This is a genomic window from Mesorhizobium sp. WSM4821 (genome assembly GCF_055901555.1).
In genome coordinates this window covers 3,925,206-3,947,798 of the sequence record NZ_CM148371.1, presented here as the reverse complement: position 1 = coordinate 3,947,798, position 22,593 = coordinate 3,925,206, and the positions used below count along the sequence as shown (strand labels likewise).

21 protein-coding genes and 1 pseudogene are annotated in these 22,593 nt (G+C 63.3%); 14 read left to right on the top strand and 8 right to left on the bottom strand.

The features are described from left to right. Positions 1-15: 15 nt before the first annotated feature. Entirely contained in the window at positions 16-1,731 is a 1,716-nt protein-coding gene (locus AC0NID_RS19130; protein ID WP_473455642.1) for a GH32 C-terminal domain-containing protein, read from the bottom strand. A gap of 307 nt (positions 1,732-2,038) precedes the next feature. On the opposite strand from AC0NID_RS19130, the gene AC0NID_RS19125 reads away from it, so the two are divergent. Genes AC0NID_RS19125 through AC0NID_RS19115 form a run of 3 tightly spaced genes read left to right on the top strand, consistent with a single transcriptional unit; the run spans position 2,039 to position 3,743 of the window. After that, positions 2,039-2,617: a hypothetical protein gene (locus tag AC0NID_RS19125; RefSeq protein WP_473455643.1), complete on the top strand. Its 579-nt coding sequence runs from the start codon at positions 2,039-2,041 to the stop codon at positions 2,615-2,617. Beyond that, positions 2,617-3,207, top strand: a complete 591-nt coding sequence (locus AC0NID_RS19120) for a hypothetical protein (RefSeq protein ID WP_473455716.1) — start codon at positions 2,617-2,619, stop codon at positions 3,205-3,207. The genes AC0NID_RS19125 and AC0NID_RS19120 overlap by 1 nt, the downstream gene beginning before the upstream one ends. Next, entirely contained in the window at positions 3,204-3,743 is a 540-nt protein-coding gene (locus tag AC0NID_RS19115) for a hypothetical protein (protein ID WP_473455644.1), read from the top strand. Before AC0NID_RS19120 ends, AC0NID_RS19115 begins: the two co-directional genes overlap by 4 nt. Here the strand turns inward: AC0NID_RS19115 and AC0NID_RS19110 are convergent. Continuing rightward, positions 3,736-4,980, bottom strand: coding sequence for a hypothetical protein (locus tag AC0NID_RS19110; RefSeq protein ID WP_473455717.1), 1,245 nt, complete (start codon positions 4,978-4,980; stop codon positions 3,736-3,738). The genes AC0NID_RS19115 and AC0NID_RS19110 overlap by 8 nt on opposite strands. Positions 4,981-5,264: 284 nt before the next feature. Between AC0NID_RS19110 and AC0NID_RS19105 the strand changes: the two genes are divergently transcribed. Then, the gene (locus tag AC0NID_RS19105) at positions 5,265-5,906 is read left to right on the top strand and encodes a dihydrofolate reductase family protein (protein WP_473455645.1); all 642 of its coding nucleotides are present in this window, start codon (positions 5,265-5,267) and stop codon (positions 5,904-5,906) included. Between the two features lie 333 nt (positions 5,907-6,239). Continuing rightward, positions 6,240-6,512 carry a hypothetical protein gene (locus AC0NID_RS19100; protein WP_473455646.1) on the top strand — a complete coding sequence of 91 codons (273 nt, stop codon included), beginning with the start codon at positions 6,240-6,242 and terminating at the stop codon, positions 6,510-6,512. Here AC0NID_RS19100 and AC0NID_RS19095 read toward each other — a convergent pair. From AC0NID_RS19095 to AC0NID_RS19085, 3 genes are read right to left on the bottom strand one after another with little or no spacing between them, the layout of a single operon-like run. Continuing rightward, positions 6,490-7,734, bottom strand: coding sequence for a sensor histidine kinase (locus AC0NID_RS19095; protein ID WP_473455647.1), 1,245 nt, complete (start codon positions 7,732-7,734; stop codon positions 6,490-6,492). The genes AC0NID_RS19100 and AC0NID_RS19095 overlap by 23 nt on opposite strands. Positions 7,735-7,737: 3 nt before the next feature. Then, complete coding sequence (locus tag AC0NID_RS19090; protein WP_292159456.1) at positions 7,738-8,439, bottom strand: response regulator; 702 nt, start codon at positions 8,437-8,439, stop codon at positions 7,738-7,740. Between the two features lie 43 nt (positions 8,440-8,482). After that, a complete protein-coding gene (locus AC0NID_RS19085; RefSeq protein ID WP_473455648.1) occupies positions 8,483-9,058 on the bottom strand; it encodes a Spy/CpxP family protein refolding chaperone in 576 nt (191 codons plus the stop codon). Between the two features lie 449 nt (positions 9,059-9,507). Here AC0NID_RS19085 and AC0NID_RS19080 point away from each other — a divergent pair, with 449 nt between their 5' ends. The 8 genes from AC0NID_RS19080 to AC0NID_RS19045 all read left to right on the top strand — a co-directional run bounded on the left by AC0NID_RS19080 (position 9,508) and on the right by AC0NID_RS19045 (position 18,979). Continuing rightward, complete coding sequence (locus AC0NID_RS19080; protein ID WP_473455650.1) at positions 9,508-10,641, top strand: transporter substrate-binding domain-containing protein; 1,134 nt, start codon at positions 9,508-9,510, stop codon at positions 10,639-10,641. Between the two features lie 66 nt (positions 10,642-10,707). Beyond that, the gene (locus tag AC0NID_RS19075; protein WP_473455652.1) at positions 10,708-11,352 is read left to right on the top strand and encodes an ANTAR domain-containing response regulator; all 645 of its coding nucleotides are present in this window, start codon (positions 10,708-10,710) and stop codon (positions 11,350-11,352) included. Between the two features lie 247 nt (positions 11,353-11,599). Then, the gene (locus AC0NID_RS19070; protein ID WP_473455653.1) at positions 11,600-12,445 is read left to right on the top strand and encodes a nitrilase family protein; all 846 of its coding nucleotides are present in this window, start codon (positions 11,600-11,602) and stop codon (positions 12,443-12,445) included. A gap of 54 nt (positions 12,446-12,499) precedes the next feature. Beyond that, complete coding sequence (locus AC0NID_RS19065) at positions 12,500-13,651, top strand: substrate-binding protein (RefSeq protein WP_473455654.1); 1,152 nt, start codon at positions 12,500-12,502, stop codon at positions 13,649-13,651. Positions 13,652-13,718: 67 nt separating this feature from the next. Next, complete coding sequence (locus AC0NID_RS19060) at positions 13,719-14,552, top strand: branched-chain amino acid ABC transporter permease (protein WP_473455656.1); 834 nt, start codon at positions 13,719-13,721, stop codon at positions 14,550-14,552. After that, positions 14,545-16,317: a branched-chain amino acid ABC transporter ATP-binding protein/permease gene (locus tag AC0NID_RS19055; RefSeq protein ID WP_473455657.1), complete on the top strand. Its 1,773-nt coding sequence runs from the start codon at positions 14,545-14,547 to the stop codon at positions 16,315-16,317. The genes AC0NID_RS19060 and AC0NID_RS19055 overlap by 8 nt, the downstream gene beginning before the upstream one ends. Further along, positions 16,310-17,044 (top strand): ABC transporter ATP-binding protein, encoded by a 735-nt coding sequence (locus AC0NID_RS19050; RefSeq protein ID WP_473455658.1) that lies wholly within the window; start codon positions 16,310-16,312, stop codon positions 17,042-17,044. The genes AC0NID_RS19055 and AC0NID_RS19050 overlap by 8 nt, the downstream gene beginning before the upstream one ends. A 957-nt stretch (positions 17,045-18,001) precedes the next feature. Beyond that, entirely contained in the window at positions 18,002-18,979 is a 978-nt protein-coding gene (locus AC0NID_RS19045; protein ID WP_473455660.1) for an MBL fold metallo-hydrolase, read from the top strand. A gap of 355 nt (positions 18,980-19,334) precedes the next feature. Here AC0NID_RS19045 and AC0NID_RS19040 read toward each other — a convergent pair whose 3' ends face one another. The 3 genes and pseudogenes from AC0NID_RS19040 to AC0NID_RS19030 all read right to left on the bottom strand — a co-directional run bounded on the left by AC0NID_RS19040 (position 19,335) and on the right by AC0NID_RS19030 (position 21,601). After that, positions 19,335-19,595, bottom strand: coding sequence for a hypothetical protein (locus AC0NID_RS19040; protein WP_473455661.1), 261 nt, complete (start codon positions 19,593-19,595; stop codon positions 19,335-19,337). A 108-nt stretch (positions 19,596-19,703) separates the two neighbouring features. Then, positions 19,704-19,981, bottom strand: a pseudogene (locus AC0NID_RS19035) (tyrosine-type recombinase/integrase); the annotation flags it as partial. A gap of 12 nt (positions 19,982-19,993) precedes the next feature. After that, on the bottom strand, positions 19,994-21,601 hold the full coding sequence (locus AC0NID_RS19030; RefSeq protein ID WP_473455662.1) for a hypothetical protein: 1,608 nt from the start codon (positions 21,599-21,601) through the stop codon (positions 19,994-19,996). A 323-nt stretch (positions 21,602-21,924) separates the two neighbouring features. Here AC0NID_RS19030 and AC0NID_RS19025 point away from each other — a divergent pair, with 323 nt between their 5' ends. After that, positions 21,925-22,434 carry a hypothetical protein gene (locus tag AC0NID_RS19025; protein WP_473455663.1) on the top strand — a complete coding sequence of 170 codons (510 nt, stop codon included), beginning with the start codon at positions 21,925-21,927 and terminating at the stop codon, positions 22,432-22,434. Positions 22,435-22,593 lie beyond the last annotated feature (159 nt).

Sequence of the window (22,593 nt, the reverse complement as noted above, 5' to 3'; positions counted from 1 at the left end):
GTACTGATCTCTTTGTCAAGGTTTGAGCGCCCATACCGTCGCATGTAGAACGCCGCCTGTTTCAGCAATGAGACGTGCCGATTGTACCGGCTCAAAACCGCTGATCCGCTTCGTGCCGGCCCAACGGCCGCGATCCGCGAAGACCTCGATCGACCCGTAATCCAGAAATATCCGCAGCCGTTTTGGACGGGCTCCCTTGGCGATGTAGTGAGGAGATTCCGCTGCGCCGTCGTCTCCATGACAAATGGCAAGTCCCTCGTCGTCGACGATGACGCCGAGGCTGACGGTTGGATGATGGAGTTTCAGGTCGAAATGGAGGCCCGGCCTTTCGAGTTCGAACAGGATTTCGACGGCGCCGTTGACAAAAGTCACCTGCTCCCCGGCCGCAAGGCGTGTTCGGTCCAGAATGTGGCTCCGCAGGCTCTCCGCGGCGCCGATGGGCGGAGTATGCAACTCGCCCGCGGACAGGTGGATGTTGCGAGGCAAAGTCATGGCTGTGGGGAAATCGATCGCCGGTCCGGTGTCGGCCCAGTTGGCAAGCCACCCTATGCCGACAATGGTGTCACCGTCGACGAAGGCCTGGAAGGCGTAGTTGTCCGTGCCGAAGTCCAGTTCCTGTTCGAATTCCTTGGCAAAGGTCCGGCCGTCGAACCATCCGACGATGGCCATTGTCAGGTTCTTGCGCCGTGTGGGTCGGTCCTCGCTGTTCATCAGCCCGAGAATGAGAACCCAGCGCGTCGCGGGATCGGTCGCTGGCCCGTCGAGCGGCAGCAAACAGGGACACTCGATCGCCGTCGTCCGATAGTGTTTCTCGACCAGAAGCTTGCCGATATATGTCCAGCCGGTGGCGGCCGTATGGTCATGGGTTTCGTAAAGCAGGACAACGCCGCCTTCGTCGCTCTGGCTGCCTAGCAGCATTTTCCAAAGGCCATCCGGTCCCCTGAAGACGTACGGGTCGCGAAAATCAGCCGTCAATCCCTGGTCGAGTGGGCGGTATGGCAGGATGACGTCCGCATTCCCCGCCATGATGAGGTCGCTGGAGGTGGCCGTGAGTTGAATTTGCTGTTCCGGGATACGGTCCTGTACCTGCTCGGTAAAAAACACGCGAATGCCCGGGCCATCGGCAAGCGGGATGGCTGAGCCGGAATACGCGCCGCCCCGTTTGTCGGGCCTTGCAGTAAGATCTTCCGACGGGAAAAGGAAGATAGGCATGTGACGCCACCGCAGATAATCGGAAGATACGGCGTGCCCCCAATGCATCGTGTTCCACCGAAGCCCATGCGAATAATGCTGATAAAAGAGATGCGGGCGCCCCCCAAACCGGCCAAATCCGTTTGGATCGTTCATCCAGCCGAACGGAGGACGAAAATGATAGCTGTCGGGGATTTTCGGCGGCGCATTTCCCGGATTGGTGTGAAGAACCGTAATGCCTGTCTCCAGCACGTCGGCCAATGCGAACCAGTAGGCAACCGACACCGAGGTTTGATCAGTGTCGTAATCCAGGTCGACACTGCCACCACCGAAGACATGAAAAATTCTGAATTCATACTCTTCGGCGTTCGCGACGCTCACCTCGCCGAACTTGCCACGGACATTGGAAAAAGACAGCGAGCCCTGGATGCCCGGCTTGGTCGCCTTGAGCCAGATATGGAACGTGGCGTTGACTGGCAGGTCGGCATGCAGGCTTCGAATGGTGTCCCGTCCCGCAGTCCTTACCTGGCTGTCACTCATGAAAATGGCTCCGTTCCGTGTGGCGCTCCTGGACAGGTCAAACCGGGTTTTCGACCTGGAAATACGTTGCAGGAGGTTAAAGCCGGATTCTCACTTTAGCAAAGCCATTCCCCGGATTCCGCGCCCCAGGGCCTGCATCCACTGCATGAACGAGCTCCGGTTGAGCGGGCCGATGGCGCAAAGTCTGTGTTTGGGCCTGTGTTTGGCGACGTGACGGAATTTGACCGAGATGCCAATTCCTGGAATTTAATTCGCGGTATCTTCTGACATATCGTGCATGTGGAGGAATCATGGCGATCGAGAGGCGATGACAGTACGGCAGCGTCTGTTGGCTATTCTCATCACTGGCATTGGCGGCACCGCGGCGGCGGCCGCCTCGTTTGCGATGGCGGTCTACGAGGCGGCCAACCCGGAGAGCGTTGCCCTGGTTGCCGCCGGCGAGCCGGTGGACACCGGCCGTTGGATCGTCACGGTCCGCGAGGCGCGGGCCGGTCCGAAGCCGCCAACAGGCATCGAGCCGCTGGAGCCGAAGACCTTCGTGATGGTCGAATTCGACGCCGACAACCGTTCGGCGGAAACCAGCAACGTTCTCACGAGATTGCTCGCCATCGATCCGCCGGTCCCGGCCCTGCCCGACCCGGTCGTCTATCTGGCGCGGGACGACTGGGTCGCTGGCGGCGTCAATCCCGGAATCCCGGAACGGATGATCGCGGCCTGGGAATGGCCGCCCGCCCTGCCCCCACCGCGCACGCTGCGGCTTCTGATCGGCAGTCAGATCTACAAGCGCCGCGATAATCTCTACGGCGCTTCCGGGTGGTTCGATCGCGACCCGGTCGCCGCCATCGAACTGTCCGTTTCGCCGGCCGCAGCGGAGCCGGCGCAATGATCGGCGCCGTCAAGGGGCTGGCGGGGGTGCTGCTGGCCGCGGCAATGCTCTACGGGATGCAGCGCACGACGCCCCTTTACAGCGACATCATCTCGCCCGTTCCCGTGGCCGGCAGACAGGGCGAAAGGGTGGACACCGGCGCCTTCGCCATCGGCGTCGCCGACGTCCATCTGGCACGGGTGGTCAAGGCGTCGAGCTTCGGCCGCACCCGCACCTATACCACCTCCGGCGTCTGGGTGATCATCGAAGCCGCAGCCGCCGCCAAGCAGGAAAGCCTTTCCCTGACATCCGCCAAATGGCTCGGCCCGAACGGCGTGCGCCACGCGCTCAGCCAGCGCTTCTCGGCCATGCCGGGCATGCTCGGATCGGAGCGGCTGGAGCCGGGCATCCCGAGGCCGATGCTGATGGCGTTCGAGGTCCCGGAAAGCCAGCTCTCCGGCGCCACCCTGCTGATCGCCCGCTCCGCCGTGACGCCACTCGCCGAGGAAGCGTGGATCGAGATGACGGACGTGCGGGCGCAAGACATCCGGCCAGCCGTCACGCTCGGCCGGGGCAACCGGAGCCAGCCCTGGACGCTGGAGGCCGAATGACGGCGACCGCCGCGAATACCGGCGAACGCCGCCGCTACTGGTTCAGCATCGCGGCGCTGGCGGTCGTCCTGCCGGCCGCGATCCTGGTGCACACAGGGGATACGATTCGGGAGTGGCTGCGCGACATGCGCAATCCCATCGCCGTCGAAAGCGGGACCTTGCAGCGCTATGCCGGGGCGGACTGGCGGCTGACCGGGCTTGCCCGCCTGCCCGGAAACCTCCCCGACACGATCATCGTCCTCGCCGAATTCGAGGCGACCGTCGACGATCCGAAGCAGCTTGTGGAAAATCGGTGCCAAGTGGCCCTGACGGACGATCGGGGCCGCCGCTGGGAGCCGGCCTTCCTGCCCGGGAGCGCGGTGCGCAAGGCGAAGCCGGCAGCCGCGGACAAACCGCATTGCGGCCTGTTCGCGGAGCTCAGCCCGGGCGATACGGTCATGATGGCCGAGAGCTTCGTCGTCCCGGAAGACGCGGAGAGCCTCGCGCTTTCCGTATCCCTCTCCGGGGCCCTGCCCGCCTATCTGCACTTCAGGTAGCAACCGGCCGCGTCCGCGTCGCCACCGCGTGCTCGAGCACCGCCGCCAGCAGGGCGATGCGCGCGGCGTCGAGCAGGATGCCACCGTCGAGATCGCTCGGACTGCCGATGAACACGCTCATAACGCCGACAACAACCTGCCAGGTGGAGAGATCGTAGGGGCCGAGGGCGCGCGTCGCCCCGTACCAGAGCCAGGCGCCGAGCCAGTTGAGCGCACGATAGGCGACGATGAAGGTGACGAGCGTCGCAAGCCCGGCGCTGAGCGTCAGCGTCAGGCAGGTCCAGACCGGCCGGTAGCGCGCGCGGTAACCGCCAAGGAAATGGGCGACGAAATCGTGCAGCCATTTCCGCCAAGTCCCAGCACGTGAGGTGGCAGCGCGTGCGGGCGCGGCGGTTGCGGGCGACAGATCGTAGCCGTTGATGATCGCCGCCATGACCAGCCAGATCATCGGCAGGAGTGCGTAGAAGAAGAGGTTCTGCGCCTGCTCGAAGGCACTCGGCTGTCGGAACTCGACCGGGGTGAAGCCTTCTGCCGCGTGAGCCGCCATCGACAAGGACGTCAGGCCCATGCTCAGTTCCTCCAGCAGCGAGCCCGCCCCAAGCCACCTGATGAAGTCGTCCTTCCAGATGTCGAGTGCGTAGAGGCCGATGAATATCCAGCTTGCGTCCGCCGCCACGATCACGAGACGCCACCAGGGCGCTTGCGAGCGGTCGTTCATACGCTTGGCGGCCCAGCGGATCGCCCAGCAGGCGACAACCGAGGCGATCAGGCCGCGCGACTGCAAGAGCTGGAAGATCTGGAGCTTCTCGCCGAATGCCACGCGGTCGAGCGCCAGCCGCGAATACTCGCGCACCGTGTCGCCGAGAAAGCCCCACGCCGCGTAATAGGCGAAGAACGGCAGGATCACCGCCGCCGTGACAGCCAGCAGATGGTCCCCGCCCCGTAGCCAGCCCGCGCCCTTCGCCGCGCCGGCCGGCGCCCGCCGCAACGCGGCCAGCGCAGGCAGACCCGACCGCAACACAGCGAACATCGTCACCACGACCAGCAGTTTCGCCAGCACCACAAGCGACAGCATGAGCATCCCGCCCAGCGGGTGTTGAAGCCCCACCGTCACCGCCGCCTCCAGCAGAAGGTCGCGCGCGATGTACCCGATGGCGCCGACGAGAAGGAGTTGTGGCCAGTAGTGGGCGAGAAGGCGGGCCGTCAGCGCGAGCGGCCGGACGATGTCCTGGGTCATGGTTGTCATGGCCTATGCTTAGCGGGGTGAAAGCGGCCTCTCAACGCGCGGCCCGTTCAGATTTCGACATCCGCCTTCACAAACGTGTGACGAAGGCGGCGCCTCAAGTGAGCCGGAGTCGGCAGCGGTCGAGAACGATGCGAAAGGCGGCCCGCGAGGGCTGCCGACCGTCGCCCGACATCCAATATGTGCACTTCGAAAAACCGGTTGCAATACAGGATCAGTTATGCGAAAAAGCGTAACCGATTGCATTTCGCAATCAGTCACGAAGGAGGAGTTCTACCATGACCAAACTTCGCGTCGGCAATTTCAGCCTGTCACTCGATGGCTACGGTGCCGGCCCCGACCAGAGCCCTGAAAATCCGCTGGGCGTCGGCGGCGAGGCCCTGCACGATTGGTTTATCCCGACCCGCACATTTCAGCGTGTGCACGGAAAAGACGATGGCACGGCCGGTGTCGACGACGAGTTCGCGGCGCGTGTCCACAGGAATGTCGGAGCGTGGATCATGGGCCGAAACATGTTCGGGCCGATTCGCGGATCGTGGCCCGACGAAAATTGGAAGGGCTGGTGGGGAGACAATCCGCCCTTCCACTGCCCCGTCTTCGTGCTGACGCACCATGAACGCGCACCGGTGACCATGGAGGGCGGCACAGTCTTCCGCTTCGTAACCGACGGCATCGAAGCGGCGCTGGAGCGTGCGGTCCAGGCCGCCAACGGCAAGGATGTGCTGGTCGGCGGAGGAGTGGCGACTGTCCGGCAATATCTGCGCGCCGGGCTTATCGACGAGATGCACCTTGCGATATCGCCGATACTCCTCGGCTCAGGCGAACACCTCTTCGCCGATATTGATACCACCAGCCTCGGCTATCGCTGCACCGAGCACGTTCCCACGCAAAACGCCACCCATGTCGTGCTGACCAAATAGGAGCGGAAAATGATTCCCATCCCTTCTCTTGTTAGAGACGTTTTGGAATTCTGCTCCAACGGAAGCGAAACCGGCTGATGAAGGGCAGCTCGGTCATGAGCGCTGGTTGATTGGAAGTCGGATATTAGACGGCTGCGGGATGGCGCGACCGCTCAGTACTCCAGCCGGCTTCAGTAACAGATCACCGGCTTTCTAATCGGCCACCTGCGAGGACCTGAATTGCCGGTTGGACGATGCGTTCCGCACCTGACCGTCCAGTATCACAGCTTGTATCACGAGATACATCGCAGCCCTCCACGGCCTGGCTTAAGCTATAGAGGTAAGGAACTGAAATTGTTCGATACTTATGGTGCGGTCGAGAAGCAACCCAGCGCGGCTTTCGGCATTGATTTTACCGCGTTTTTTCCAAGGCGCCGCAGCGATTTGTATCACAGTTTGTATCTCAGCCTGTATCGCAGGAAGCGGACCTGGCAGCGATCAGTTCTCGGCACGCAAAACCAGAGCGGTATTCGGCAAAGGTGCTGGATGCGTATATTTTCCGCCCCGCTTGGGGGCGCGTTCACAAGGGTATGCGCCCGCCGTATCAAGATATTGCCGGAAACGTGACGATGAAGCAGGCGCCGCCGCCGGACGGCGATTTATGGTGCACGGTTGCGCCGTGATGCAAGGCGATCTGGCGCACCAGCGACAGGCCGAGGCCCCAGCCGCCGGCCGTCTCGCTGCGGCCCTGTGGTCGGAAGAACGGCTCGAAGACGCGCTCGCCGGTACCTTCCGGCAGGCCCGGTCCGTGATCGCGCACCTTGAGCACCACAGAGCCGCCTTCGGTTCCCACATGCGCGCTGACCGGCGGACTGCCATGTCTTTGCGCGTTCTGCATGAGATTGCGAACCAGCCGCGTGAGCAGTGTCGGGTCGCCCGACACGACGCCGGGTTCGCCTGAGACGTCGACGCCGGAGCGCGCACCTTCCTCGGCAGTGAGCGCCAACAAATCCACCTGCTCCACCCGTTCCAGCTTCTCGATATGGTCGAGCCGGCTGGCAAGCAGGATTTCCTCCACTAACGCATCGAGTTCGGCAAGGTCGCGTACGATCTCGTCGCGCACCGGGCCGCTTTGTCCGTTGGCGTCGAGGTCGATCGCCATGCGCAGGCGCGCAAGCGGCGAGCGCAATTCGTGGCTGGCGTTGGCAAGCAGCGAGCGGTGCGCGGCAAGCAGCCGCTCGATCTGCTCGGCGGCGCGGTTGAAGCTCGCCGCCACCGCCGCCACCTCGTCGCTGCCGCGCACGGCGACGCGCGTGTCGAGAGCGCCTGCGCCCCAGCGATCCACGCCCTGGCGCAATGCTTCAAGGCGGCGTGTCAGATGACGCACGACCGGAAAGGCGGCAAGCCCTATCGCCGCGGCGATCAGCGCGAGAAAGGCAAGCGGGCTGCGGCCGGCCGGGCCGAACGGCATTCTCAGCCGCGCCGCGATCACCCTTCCGTCCGGCTGCCGACTGATCAGCAGGTGTTGCCCGCCGGGATACATCCTGCGCCGGGATCCGATCTCTTGCGGAGGGATCGGCCGGCCGGCCGCGGCAAGCAGCCGCCCCTGCGGACCGTAGACGGAGATGTCGGCATCGAAGGTCGCCGAAAGCCGCTCGGCCGTCGCCTGCAGCAAGGCGGGGTCGGAGTCCGCCGACAGCATCGCCTCGATGAAAGCGTCGCGCCGGCCACTCCAGCCGGCATGTTCGCGTTCCTGGCCCATGTGTACGAAGATCGCACTGGCGATCGCTACTACTGCGAGGCTGACGAGCACGGTGAGATAGATCTTGACGAAAAGGCTGCTGCGCATGGCTTATCTGTCACCGTCCTGAAAACGGGCAAAGACATAGCCCGCGCCGCGTACCGTAATGATGCGGCGAGGATGTTTCGGATCTGTCTCGATCGCGGCGCGTATGCGCGAGACATGCACGTCGATCGACCGGTCGAACGCTTCCAGTTCTTCGCCCTTGACCATGTCCATGAGCTGCTCGCGCGACAGCGTGCGCCCGGCATTTTCGGCGAGCGCCACCAGCAGGTCGAACTGGTAGCTGGTCATCGGGCAGTCGCGCCCGTCGACGCGGGCCCAGCGCGACGAAGGGTCGATCTCCAGCCGTCCGAAGCGCAGGATGCGCGGGGAGGCGTTCGCGCCGGCGTTGCGGCGGCGCAGGATTGCCTTCAGCCGCGCCAGCAACTCGCGCGGATTGAACGGCTTCGGCAGATAATCGTCGGCGCCTATTTCCAGCCCAACGATGCGGTCGGTCTCGTCGCCTCGCGCCGTCAGCATCAGAACCGGCACATCGGAGTTCGCGCGGATGCGCTTGAGCGCCTCGAAGCCGTCCATGTCGGGCAGCATGACGTCGAGAACCACGGCATCGGGCGACAGCCGCGCGATCTCGGCAATGCCTGCGCCCGCCGTCTCCGCCGCTCGCACACGAAAGCCGTTGCCCGTCAGATATTCTGCGAGCATGGCGGACAGGCGCCTGTCGTCGTCGACGATGAGAACCTGGTCCGCCATGCTCGTTTATTTGCTCCGATTCGAAACTGTGCGTGTACAGAGCTTACCAGCGGTGCCAGCCGCGATCCTCGAAATGTTCGGCCAGCTCCGCCCGCTGCTCGGCCGTCAGCACCTCGGCGGCGTCGAGCAGCGCTGTCGTCAGCTTGCGCGAGGCCTCGTCGACCGCTGTGACGCGCTCGGCGCGCAGCTTCTCCACCGCCTCGCGGTCGATCGTTGCGGCGCCGAGCAGCTTAGCGACATCGTCTCGTGTGTCACGGAAGCCGCGCATGATCGGGTGGACATCGTCGTGGAGCTTGTCCATGATCGCCTCCAGCTTGTCTTCCTGCTCGGGTGTTGCGTCGACCTCCTCGAGCATGCGCTCAAGGTGATGCCCGCCGAAACCCGGACCGCCGAACCCCATGCCGTGGCGGAAATTGGCCTGCATGTGCATGCCGGGTCCGCCGTCGTCCCCGCCCATGCCGAAGCGCTGCATGCGCCCGTAGTCCTGGCTGAGCGCGCCGGCGACGCCGACACCGGCAAGCGCCGCGATCGCAATGCCGCCTATGGCGATGCGCTTGCCCCAGCTCTTCTTCTGCGGGGTGCCGGAGTGGCCGGCCGGTTCCTGATGGTTCGTTTCCATGATGCTGGTCCTTTCGCTAATGCGGCATCTCTGCCGCGACTGGGCCAGACTAGGAGCGCAATGTTTCGGCCGTTGCGGGCGAATGTAAAGTTGTGTGAAGCTGGCAAGGCGCTATTGCGACGAGGAAGCGGGAGTGCCGCGGAAGGTTCTCCACCCTACCTGAAACCCCGCGTCTTGAGCTTGATCTGATCGATGTGGCCGTAAGGGTCATCTTTACGGTTTGCGAACAGGAAGGATGTGCCAACTTCGGTCGTTCAGAACGGCCGCTACAGTGTCGGCTGCTTGGGCATTCATGACAGTCAGTCAAAGAGAAGCGCGCGGCGATTTGGATCAATTCTGACCAAGACGGTACGTCACCTGAACGCAAGTACAGCAGGCTATTCAATGGCGATTGCCATGACGCCCCGCGTGCAATAGGCCTTTGCGGGAAAAGCGCAGGGAGGATTGCCGTGACAGGAACAGCCGGGACATGGCGCGTCGGTATCCTCTTTTCGCGCAGCGGCATCACTTCGGTAACCGAAAGCGAGCATTTTTACGGAACAGCTCTAGCCATCGAGGAGATCAATGCTGGCGGCGGCGTGCTCGGGCGGCAGATCGAGCCGATCGCCTACGATCCGGGCAGCGACCCCGAGGCGTTTCGGTCGCTGGCCCGCAAGCTTCTGACCGAAGACGACGTCAACGTCATCTTCGGCTGCTCGATGTCGGGCAGCCGCAAGGCCGTGCTTCCGATCGTCGAGCGCTACAACGGCCTGCTCTGGTATCCGTCGATCTACGAAGGCTTCGAATATTCGGAGAACGTCCTCTATACCGGCGCCACGCTCAACCAGAACACCTTCGCACTGGCCGACTTCATCCTGCAGCGCTACGGACCTCGTGTGTTCATGGCCGGGTCCGACTACATCTATCCGCACGAATCCAACCGGGTGATGCGCGACCTCCTGGAATGCAAGGGCGGCACGATCGTCGAGGAACAGTATGTGCCGCTCGACGCCGACGAACGCCGAATGCGCCGGCTGATGGCCGACATCGAGAAGGCTGCGCCGGACGCGGTGTTCTCGACGGTCATCGGGCTCAGCGCGCAAATCCTCTACAGGCTCTATGCCGAGGCAGGCATCGACCGGACAAGGCGGCCGATCGCCAGCCTGACCCTTGCCGAAGGTGAAATCCGCGTGATCGGCGCCGAGCTCTGCACCGGCCATGTGCTGGCGGCCCCCTACCTGGCGACGGTCGACGGCGGCGAGAACCAGCGCTTCGTCGGCGAACTCGCCCGCCGGTTCGGCGACCGCACGACCGCGACCATGTGGTCGCAGACGGCCTATACGCAGGTCCACCTGTTCGCCCGCGCGCTGGAAAAGGCCGGAACCCTCGACACCTTCCGCCTCGGCCAGGCGGCGCTTGAAGTCGACTATGCGTCGCCGGAGGGACGCATGATGTTCGACCAAGAAAACCGCCACGTCTGGTCGACGCCGCGCATCGGCATTGCCAACGCCACCGGGCAGTTCGACATCGCCTGGCAGTCGCAGGCGCCGATCCGGCCGGATCCCTATCTCGCTTCCTCCCGTTTCGAAGAGCCGTGGCTGTAGAGCACGATCCCAAAAAGTAGGCCCCGGTTTTTTGGGCAAGATCATGCTCAAACAAGAAGATGACTGATGACTGCGACGCTCAAACGCATCCTCAACGATCTGCGGCAGGCGAAGATCCTCGTCATCCATCCGAAGGATGAGGATGGCGCCGCGCTGGTCGATCACCTCCGGCGCCTAGGCTGCGAAGTCCGCGCGGCGTGGCCGCCGCCGGCGACGATCCCCGGCGACATCGACACGGTCTTCGTGCAGGTGGGCGAAGCGCCGACCGACGCCATGGTGTCGCTGATCGAAGGCGCCAATGCTGCTGTGGTCGCCATTGTCACCTATGAAAGCCCGACCTCGATCAAGGCGATCATCGACCTCAATGCGCACGGCGTCATCACCAAGCCGCTCAGGCAGCTCGGCGTGCTGACGCAGTTCGCGCTGGCCCGTTACCGCTACGGCTATGAAGGGCGACTCGCCAACAAGGTGCGCAAGCTTGAGGATACGCTGAAAGGTCGCCGCACGATCGAGAAGGCGGTCAAGGTGCTGGTCGAGATGAATGGTGTCGACGAAGAGACCGCCTACAAGCTCATCCGCGACCAGGCGACATCGAAGCGCGTCGCGCTGGTTTCGGTGGCCGACAGCATTCTCGCCGCGCAGGAAGCGATGCGGACTTTTGGCTTCGGCATTTCCGCGCAAGCAAGCCAGAAGCGGCCGAACGACCGGTAAGGCGTTGGCAGCAGATTTTAGCAAGAAGATCTCGTAACAGTCTGGTTTATTTACATAATTTTAGCTTTTTCATCGTCGCATTCCGTCAGAATCTTTGCCCTTGACGCGATCTTCCAGCCGTGCAACTTCTAAAGGCACGAGCAGGTTTGCTCATCGGCAGGAATGCCGTTTCACATTGATGGCTATGTAGCCCTTGGTTCGCGGATGACTTCCGCGCCCAGGGGTTTTTTGCGTTTGGAGACAGGCTTTGACGACACATGCGAAAGCGACGGCGGACCTGCGTCTGGCCTGCATCCAGTTCCAGCCGGCGATCGGCCGGCTGGACGATAATCTCCAGGCGATGGAGCGGCTGGTCCGCGAGGCCGCCGGCCTTGGCGCATCGGTGGTGGTGCTGCCGGAACTTGCCGACAGCGGCTATGTCTTCGACAGCCAGGACGAGCTTGCCGCGCTCGCCGCACCCATCCCGGATGGCCGCAGTGGCGTGCTGCTGTGCAGCCTGGCGAACGAACTCAACCTGCACATCGTCAGCGGCCTTGCCGAGCGCGACGGCGACCAGTTCTTCAACGCCGCCATGCTGTGCGGACCATCCGGTCCTATCGGCACTTACCGCAAGCTGCATCTATGGAACCGCGAAAAGCTCTATTTCCAGCCGGGCAATCTCGGCCTGCCGGTGTTCGATACCGCGATCGGCAGGATCGGCGTGGCGATCTGCTATGACGGCTGGTTCCCCGAGACCTATAGGCAGCTGGCGCTGAAGGGCGCGGAGCTGGTCTGCGTGCCAACCAACTGGGTGCCGATGCCGGCCCAGGGCCACCACCCAGAGCCGATGGCCAACATCCTGCACAAGGCCGCCGCGCACAGCAACGGCATCTACATCGCTTGCGCCGACCGCGTCGGCACCGAGCGTGGCCAGCCCTTTGTCGGCAGGAGCCTGATCGTCGGCCCGACCGGCTGGCCGATCGCTGGCCCTGCCAGCGAAGCCGACGAGGAGATCCTCATCGCCACGATCGAACTCAGCGACGTCGCCAAGGCCCGGGCGCTGAGCGAGCGCAACGACGCCATCGGCGACCGCCGCAGCGACGTCTACGGATAACCAAGAAGAAGCCGGCGCCACCCGGTACGATCAACGCAAAGAAAGGGGAATACCATGAAGAATAAAGCACTGATCCTTGCATTCGCCAGCGCCGCCTTGGCCACTTCCGCCTTCGCCGCGGACGGTCCGATCAAGATCGGCATCCCGGTCGGCCTTTCCGGCGCAAACAGTGTCGTCGCGCCCTCGGTCGTACAGTCGGCGGAACTCGCGGTCGCCGAGATCAACGCCGCCGGCGGCGTGCTCGGACGCCAGCTCGCGCTGGAGATCGCCGACGATTCCTCTGGTGCCGCAGGCGCGCAGAAGGCCTTTGATTCGCTGGTTTTCCAGAAGGAGGTCAACGCCGTCATCACCATGGAGACTAGTGCTGCGCGCAATGCCGGCCTGCCGATCATCACCAAGGGCGATATCCCCTACATCTATACCTCATTCTACGAGGGCAAATCCTGCAACGCCAATCTGTTTGTCAACGCCTGGGTGCCCGAGCAACAGGTGCCGCCGATCGTCGACAATTTCATCAAGACGCAAGGTGCCAAGAAGTTCTTCCTGATCGGCTCCGACTACGCCTTTGGCCGCGGCATGCTGGAGTTCGCCAAGGCCTATATCGAGAAGTCGGGCGCCAGCGTCGTCGGCGAAGAGTATTTGCCGATGGAAGGCAGCGACTGGACGGCGATCATCTCCAATCTGAAAAGCTCCGGCGCCGATGCGGTGATCACCTCGACGGCCGGCGGCGCGCCAAACGTCACGCTGACCAAGCAGCTGCGCGGCGCCGGTGTCACCATCCCCTATGGCAACCTCGCCGTTGACGAGGGAACCGCCAAGAGCATGGGCGCGGACGCGGCGGGGATCTTCATTTCCGCTTCCTATGTGACCAGCATCGGCAGCGACGCCAACAAGAATTTCCTTGCCGCGATCGAGAAGAAGTTCGGCCCCGAACTGCGCACCCCGAACGACCTCTCGGTGCCGGAATATGAAGGCATCTATCTCTATAAGGCCGCGGTCGAGAAAGCCGGGACGACCGACACCGCCGCTGTGCTTGCGGCACTCGCCGAGGTATCCTTCACCGGCCCACGCGGCACGGTCTCGATGAGCAAGCAGCACCACGCTCCGCTGACCATGTATCTCGGCCAGGTGAAGGCGGACGGTTCAGTCAGCGTGGTCGACACATTCGAAGGCGTCGACCCCGGCGAACAGTGCCCGAAGCTGTAACCGCGCTTGTCATCGCAACGGGGCGGCCGCCCTGCGCCGCCCCTTTCCACACTATCGGGAACCTGCCATGACGCTTCTCCTGGACATGGTGACGACGGCGGCAATCCTGTTCATCGCCGCCGCCGGCCTGCTGGCGATCTTCGGCGTGCTGAAGATCATCAATTTCGCCCATGGCGCCTGGCTGACGATCGGCGCCTATTGCGCGGTGGCAACCGCCGGCCTCGGGCTCAATCCATGGGCGGCGCTGCCGATCGCCTTTGCCGTGGGAGCGATCCTTGGCGGTATCACCGAGCTGGTCATCGTACGGCCGCTCTATCGCCGGCCGCTCGACGCCATACTGGCGACCTGGGGGCTCGCCATCGTCATCGGCCAGCTGATCACGCTGTGGTTCGGGCGTGACGTGCAGTTCACCCCCAATTTGTTGTCGGGCACTGTCGATGTGTTCGGAGTCGGCTATTCGCTCTACCGGCTTTTCGCGGTCGCTGCCGCGCTGGTCATCGGGATTGCCTTCACCTTTCTTCTCGAAGGCACGCGGCTCGGCCTGTCGGCCCAGGCGGTGATCATGAACGAGACGCTCGCGCGCGCGCTCGGCATCGACACCGCGCGCGTGCGGCTAGCCACCTTCATGGTCGGCACCGGGCTGGCGGCACTTGCCGGCGTACTGCTCACGCCGCTGACCAGCGTCGACCCGAACATGGGTGTGGCCTGGCTGATAGGCTCGTTCATGCTGGTCATGGTCGCCGGCTCGTCCTTCTCGACTTTAGCCATCGCCTGCCTCGTCTTCGGCGGCGCGCAGGTTCTGGTCAGCACTTTCGTCAGCCCCATTTTCGGCGGCATCACGGTGGCGGTCCTCTGCGCCCTGGTGCTGCGCATCAGCCCGAAGGGATTTGCCCGTGCCTGAGAGCCGTTCCATTCCGCCGAGGGTCTGGCTGCTTGCGGCCCTCGCGCTTGCGGTGACGGTCGTCGTCATCATCGGTCCAGCGCTGTTCGACCGGTTCACGCTCAACGTGCTGACCCGCTCAATGATCTACGCCATGCTGGCGGTGACCGTCGACATTCTGTGGGGCTACACCGGCATTCTGACATTCGGCCAAGCGGCCTTCTTCGGCACCGGCGCCTATGCCAGCGCCATGGTGCTCAGTCATCTCGGCGCAACCCCGGCGCTGTTGGCACTGGCGCTCGCGCTGGCGATCCTCGTGCCGGTGCTGCTCGGAGCCCTGGTCGGCTGGCTGTCGTTCGGCCATGGCTCGACGCCGCTCTATGCGACGGTGATCTCGCTGGTGGTGCCGATCGTGGTGACGCAGATGGTGTTTTCGGGCGGGGTGTGGACCGGATCGAGCAGCGGACTGGTCGGATACTCCGGCCTACCGCTCGGCCTGCAGGGTTTTTTCCGCCTGACTGGCATCTGCCTCATCATCACGACTGTCGTCGCGCTGGTCTTCACCCGTTCCGATGCCGGCAAGCTGCTCGTCGCCATTCGCGACAATGAACTGCGCTGCGCCTATCTCGGCCTCGACCCGCAACGGCTGAAGATCGCGCTGACGACGATCCTCGCCGGCGTCGCCGGCATTGCCGGCTTCCTCTATGCCAACGCGTCTGGCGTGGTGGCGCCGGAAAATGCCGGCTTCGTCTTCGGCACCGAGATCGTCATCTGGACGGCACTTGGCGGCCGCGGCACGATTATCGGGCCCGTGATGGGCGCGATTGGCATCGACTATCTCAGCGCTCAGCTTTCCGGTGACCTGCCCTTCCTGTGGAACTTGGTGGTCGGCGCGCTGTTCGTAGTCATGATCATCCTGTTGCCGAACGGGCTGGCCCAACTCGCCAGAATGGTCCTGCCGCGCCGCCATGGAGAACAGGCCAGCCAGGCCGGCAGCCCTGTCCTCGCCGCCGAGGCGGCCGGCAACGGTGCGGAGAACGGCAATCGCGTGCTTGCCGTCAGCGGCCTCGGCAAATCCTTCGGCAGCCTGCAAGTGCTGCAAGGCATCGACCTCGACGTTCGCCCTGGCGAACTGGTCAGCCTCGTCGGCCCCAATGGCGCCGGCAAGACGACTCTGATGCGCTGCCTGAGTGACGGCACCGAGGCCACGACCGGACGCGTTAGCATCGCCGGCAGGGACATCAGCGGCATGACGCCGGATGAGATCGTCGCGCTCGGCGTGGGTCGAAAATTCCAGGTGGCGAGCGTCTTCGACAGCCTGACCGTCGCCGACTGCCTGCGCATGGCGCGCGCCTCGCGCAAGGCGCCAAGCCCGCTGCGCCGCTCCACCAGGCTTGGACTGCCGGTGGCGGCGGCCGACATCCTACACTCCACCGGCCTCGACCGCATGCTCGGCCGCCCGGTGTCGCTGCTGTCGCATGGCCAGAAGCAGAGCCTCGAGCTCGCCATGGTGGTTGCGCTTGAGCCAAAGCTCATCCTGCTCGACGAGCCAACGGCCGGGTTGACCAAGGTCGAGCGCACCACCATTGGCGCGACGCTGCAGAAGCTGACCGGCGAGCTTGGCTTTGCTGCCATACTGGTCGAGCACGATCTCGACTTTGTGCGCGACATCTCGACCAGGATTGTCGTTCTCCACCAGGGCAAGCTGGTGCTCGACGGCAGCGTCGACCAGGTCGTCAATTCCGAAGTGGTCAGGACGATCTATTCGGGAGGCGCCCATGCTTGAGACGAGACAGGCAGAGGCCGGAAGCACCATGCCGAAACTGTCGCTGTCGAACGTGTCGAGCGGCTACGGGGAGGTAGCCATCATCGAGGCGCTGTCGCTGGCTATCGCGCCCGGACAGATCTTTGCGCTGATGGGCAAGAACGGCATGGGTAAGACCACCGTGCTGAAAACCATCCTCGGCTTCGTGGCGCTGCGTTCTGGCGACATCCGCCTCGACGGCGCCTCAATATCAGGCGTTTCCCAAGCCTCGCTGATTGCATCCGGCGTCGGCTATGCGCCGCAGGAGCAGGCGCTGTTCCAGGATCTCAGCGTGCGCGACAATCTGCGCCTCGCCTTGCGCTCGGATCGCGGTTTTGCGCAAGCCGTGGAACGGGTTTACGGGCATTTTCCGTTCCTCAGGGAACGTCTGTCGCAACGGGCCGGAACGCTGTCCGGCGGCGAGCAGAAGATGCTCATTCTCGGCCGCGCGCTGATGCTGCAGCCGAAGCTGTTGCTGATCGACGAGATTTCCGAGGGCCTGCAGCCCTCAGTCGTCGAACGCATCGCCGCGGCACTCAGGGAGGAGCGCAGGACGAACGGCACGACAATCCTGATCGTTGAGCAAAACCTGCCCTTCGCACTCGGCATCGCGGACAGCTGGGCGGTGCTGAAGCTCGGCCGGATCGACGATGTCGGAGATGTGTCGGAGGGCACAGCGGCCCGAGTTCTTCAGCACCTGAAGATCTGAGACACATAACATGTATCCGGAAGGGAGGCCGCGGCGACGGGATTGTCCGAACCGGCAACCAGGATGATAGTCCGGCTCGGGCGCATTCCGGCTTTCAGTCTGGAGATCCGAACGTCCGACTAGGTAGGGTCAACCCATGACATCTACAAGCAGCATGGAGTGCCCCTCTCCTGCCGCTCTGGAGCGAGGACGAGGTATTAACCCAGCGCCGCTGGCTACCGCCGCAACGCTGGTGAATTCAAGGAGTAGTGCGGCCCCTCCTACCCCGATGATACCAATCTCATTCGCCATCCGGCAAACGGTCTCGGAAAAACCGCGTGGCGGTAAGAGAAGCCGCAACACGCAGAACTCGAACCAGTATATCCATGGGCCTTGAGAGATGTTCCGCACCCGCAAAATAATGACTGAATAATATCAGTCTATTACAGTCGAACACGAGTCTCATGAGAAGCAACGCCGCACGGCTTGCGGCATTGATTTTACAGCGTTTTTTCCAAGGCGCCGCAGCGATTTGTATCACAGTTTGTATCTCAGCCTGTATCGCACGCGGCGGACCTTAGCCGCTAGGCAAGTGGCGCCCTTCTTACGAGGAGCCGGTGCGCCGGTTCGAGGTATTCACCGGGCCCCGGGCGCCGACGAGAATGGCCGCGAGAGGAGAACGCACGGATCGTAGCTGAGAGTTGCGAGGCGGCGATACGGTTTGCGCTGTCGCGCGCCGATACGCCTTGCCGGATGACCGGCTTGGGGGCCGAAAACGGAACGCAGCTTCCGCTCGCAATTGCGGACATTCAGGTCAACATCGGATCGTTGTGACCAAACACTCTGCCGACAATTCGAACAGCAGATCGGCGAAGATCCCGTAATCGATTGTAATCGTAGCCGAGGCTCACTCATGCTATGAAGGCAAATATCTAGAGTGGGATTCCGGGGGGGTTAACACCACCAAAGGAGGACCCGATGCTGGTATTCGACAGACGCAGTTTCTTGACGTCCACTGCACTAGGAACGGTAGCCTCCGTCTGCTCGGGGGGATTTGCTGCCGCAATTGGCGGTTTGGACCCGCCCTCTGAAGCCGCGGGCTTGTACAGCTTCACTTTTGGCGATTTCCGGATCGCACCTGTATGTGATGGCGTTTTCCATTTGCCGATGGACAGTATAGCAGTCAACGCCGATGCTAATGAACGAAAGACCTATTTCCAGTCGCGCCACATGGCAGGCGACGCCTTGCAGTTGCAAGCTACGCCGCTATTGATCAACGCGGGCGACAAGCTGATCCTGGTCGATACTGGAATTGCGCCCGGCTCGGATTGGGCTCCAAAGGCGGGCCGTCTAGTCAAGTCTTTGCACAATGCCGGCGTCGAACCGTCCGACATCGACATAATTGTGCTCACCCACTGCCATGTCGATCACGTCGGGGGATTGCAGGCAGCGGCGGCGGAAGGGTTTGCAAAGGCAGAGGTCGTTATTTCGGAGACCGAGTTTGATCTGTGGAATTCAGCCGACGCGGCCTCGAAAGTCCCCGAATGGGCAGCTGCGGGAGTGCCTGGGTTACAGAAAACATTTGCGGCACTTGGCGATCGGATACGGCGGGTCAAAGACGGAGCTGACATAGCGCCAGGAGTGAGCGCCTTGGCAACCCCCGGCCATACTCCGGGTCATATGTCGTTGCTTATCAATTCCGGAAGTGACGCAATGCTGGTGACGGGCGATGCAATCGCAAGCGTGCATGTGGCCTTTGATCATCCCGAATGGCAAATCATCTGGGACCATGATCGCGAACTCGGCGCCAAGACTCGCGCTACACTGCTCGACAGGGCGGCAAATGAGAAACTCCTTGTAATCGGATATCACTACCCGTTCCCGGGACTTGGTCATGTTGTCAAAGATGGAACAGCCTATCGCTGGCTGCCTGCCGATTGGGTGTGGGATGGGTGAATTTGGCGTAAGCTAGGTGCAGGGTGGAGACAGCACCACGAGCGAAGCGCTCGCTCTCAATGCTTGCGAGGAGGAGGGGCTAACTCTCAATGGCGCCGAGTTTGCATTCCGCGCTAAAGCGGACCTTCAGTTGCCAACAGGTATCGGCCCGCAAGTGGCCGCAAGTGTCTTCTCGCCTCGCCCTTTAGCATTGAGTCCGCAACCAACCACATGGGAACCCGCTCCTCGCTGCCGCCTGTTCTGCTCTGCAGCAGCGACACGCGTTCGAATGGGCGTACTCGCTCGACATGAAGTGCCGCGTCGACGGTAAAAGGTATGCCACAATTGGAGGATACGGCTTGGCCATCGGCGGAGATCATGCGCCAGCTATAGATCTGAGATCCGGCGATCTCGTCGCCAGCTTCAGCGCCTCCAGTGCAGACGATAGCGTCCGCAAAGAAAAATCGGGCAGCAGGAGGAAGACAAGGGTGCGCCGAGTCAACTGCATAGTGTTCTCTTCCACGAGTGCAGCACCATAAGGTCGGTTCTCCCCCGAAACGATACCAAGCCCCTGCACTTCAGCGCCGCTGGCAGTCTCGGCAGCAACTTGCCACCCCAAGGTCGCCTTGCCGCTCACGCCCAATTCTGTCGACCGGCAAGGCAGCCCGCATGCCAGCCGTTGAAAGACGTCACGTTAGCGCGCCAGCGTTGCGCGGGCGCTGGCCAAGGCGGCCCAGTAGGTGAGCTAGGAGGCCGTCGCCCTGCGGTCAGATCTCGTTCCCTCTGCGAGAGCGAGCGCGTCTTCCATATCCACTCCGAGATATCTTACGGTGTTTTCGATCTTGGTGTGACCAAGGAGTATCAGCACCGCTCGGAGATTGCCCGTCGCTTTGTAGATGATTGAGGCCTTGGTTCGACGAAGCGAGAATGCGTGCCGTATTCCTCGGGACGCAGATCGATCGCTCCGACCCATTCATCGACCAGCCGGGCATACTGCCTCGTGCTGATGTGGGCCGAACGGTCACTGACCGCAGCTCATGGCACCACACGGTCCAATTCCGTCCCGTCGGCGAGCCAGGTGAGCCGGCCGCCACGCATTCCGTGCTCCACCCGTATCTCCAGCATCACCTGCCCCTCCGGCGGCCGAACCCAGGGGTTCCCGCGCGAAAACGTCAACCTGGATATATAGCCATCGGGCAGGCCCACCGCCTCAAACGTGCGCGAGACGAGGTCGAAAATCACTTCCGCGCTGTAGCCATCGAGCGCATCCAGGGCGAACCAAGTCCCGTCCACCCCGCCATGGCGCCCGCCTCCAATGGACGATACGGAGATTTCGTGCGCGGTGATACTGAATTCCCGCGACTGCGTCGGGTCGCCCCCGTCGACGGCATGGGCCCTACCGCCTTGGGGATCGAGCACGATCTCGCGGAAGGGATGGCGGACCGGAAAGGTGGAAACAAGCCGGTCGATCACGTTGCGCAGGTTGGCGGGCGTCCACCAGTCCACTGCCGGGCGGCGGCCGGGAGGAAGGATTACCCGCAGAATCTTGCCGGCAGGGCTTGCTACGACCTGCCATGCCTCGCCTTCGGTCCGGGTGATCCAGTTTCCCTGCTTCGCCGGGTCGCCGACGGTAAGGGTCCAGACAAGCCGCGGCGCGCCGATGCCGGTGATCGGACGGTTTGCCACGATCTTCAGCACCTGCGTGCCGGGCTCGTTCACCTTCTCCAGCACCGCCGCCTTGAGCGCGGGCAGCATGGCGAAGTCGATATCAGTGAAGGCGAACACATCCTCCGTCGGCGGCCGCATCGTGGCGGGCATCTCCATGAGCGGCGCGTTGACGCTCAGGCCGTTCAGCGTCCAGCGCATGCCCGTGGCCTGGCTGGGGCTCTGCGGGTCCATGTAGCTCACGTCGATGTCTCGCGGCTCGATCTCGACTCGAACGATGCTGCGGAGGGAGCCAAGAAAGGCGAGATCCTGCGCCGCCATCGGCAGATGCCAGTCGTCCCGCGCCATGTCGAGGCCGCGGGCGCGAAAGGTGCCCGAGACATCGGCCGTGTGGATGCTGCCGTCCATGTTCAGGTACACGTAGGAGCTTTCCCGCCCAGTGTTCCAGTGGACCATGATCCGCGCGTCACCCACGCGGGTGCCGCCCACGAGCAGGAGTTGCCGCTCGATCCGAATGGACTGCGGAAGTGCTGGCTCTTCGAGCATGGCGTGGGGCGAGATCCGCTCGATCAGTGCGGGCAGGTCGTCGAGCGGCAGGCCGTCGAGTGGAAAGAAGACGGTCGTCGGGTCGAGCGTGGAGACGAGAGGCTGGGCGACCACTGGGCCGCGGATCTGCGTCGTCATGCCCATGATCAAGCCGCGGCCGCGTATCCAGGTCCACTGGTCGAGATGGTGGGGGCGCGCGCCCTGCACATGCACGGTCATCTCGGAGCCCCGGATGTCGACCAGCGCGACCCGCAGCTCGTGCCCGATGCGCTCGGCGATGGCGTTCAACGCCTCGGCGGCAAGGCCCGGAGTGTCGAACAGCGGGGTCGGAGCGGGGCGGTTCTGGGCGCTGGCGGGATGCGCGGCGAGAAGAAGGATGAAGAACAGGGCGACAAGCTGATAGGGAAACCTGGCGTGCATCTGCTCCGACATCGGTACTTCCATTGCCTGATCCTAGCGTGGAGCTTAGCGCCGCTGGGGTTTGTTGACAACGACGGTGAAAGTAGCCAGCAGAGCACGATGCTGAATGCTTCCCCCCGTATCGCGCCGAGGAGCGACGAGGCGGGCCAGCGGAGTGTGTCAGTTCGTCAGAGTCCTGCGGCACGCGATACCCGTTTGCAGGCGCATACGAGTGTGGGCGAATTCCATCCGGCTTGGATTCGGGCTAGGCTGCGGCCAGGCGGCCGCCGCCGGAGGGAACAGAAATGGTAGCCGCCGCCTCGACCGGAATCGCCGTACTGGGTCGGAGGCGCTTGATGGACCTGCCGGCATATCTGTCCGCCCTTGCAATGCTCCTGACCGGAGGCGCGGTCGCCGAGCCGGGGCCGCCGCCGGCTCGGCCGGCGGTTCCTTTCGTCAAGCACGGCGATGTCGATTGCGACTGGATGATGCACGACCCCAGGGAAAGATGGATCCGCGGCTCGATCGGTCGGGGCGATGAAGACCCGGTCATTAGCTTGGTCGACACCGCCTTCGATTCGTGGAGCGACAGCGAAGAGCACGCGATCGAAGTTTCCGCCGGAGATCCGGCGCGCAGAGTCCCCGCAACCGCCTGGGCCGGCAACGCCGGCGGCCAGGCGCCGGGATCGATCGGCTTCTATATGGACGCGGACCTGCGCAAGCTGATCGGCGGGGCGAAGTCGCTGCAAATCTGGAACGGCGGCAGACCGGTGCTTAACCTCGCGTTCGCCAACACGCCTTCGGTCGAGGAGCTTGATGCCTGCGTGCGGCCGCCCGGCTGGGACGAACATAGCGATTCGGAATAGGAAATCCCGCGCGCAACGGGCGGGATCGAAGGGGAGAGTCTGATCCCGGCAGTTCCGCTCTAAGGTCCGCCATGATCGATGCGAGCCGTTGCGCGAAGGGCAGCTTTTGAGAGGCGCCGTGAACGTCGCGAAATGCGCAACCCGGTGGCTGTCGGCCAT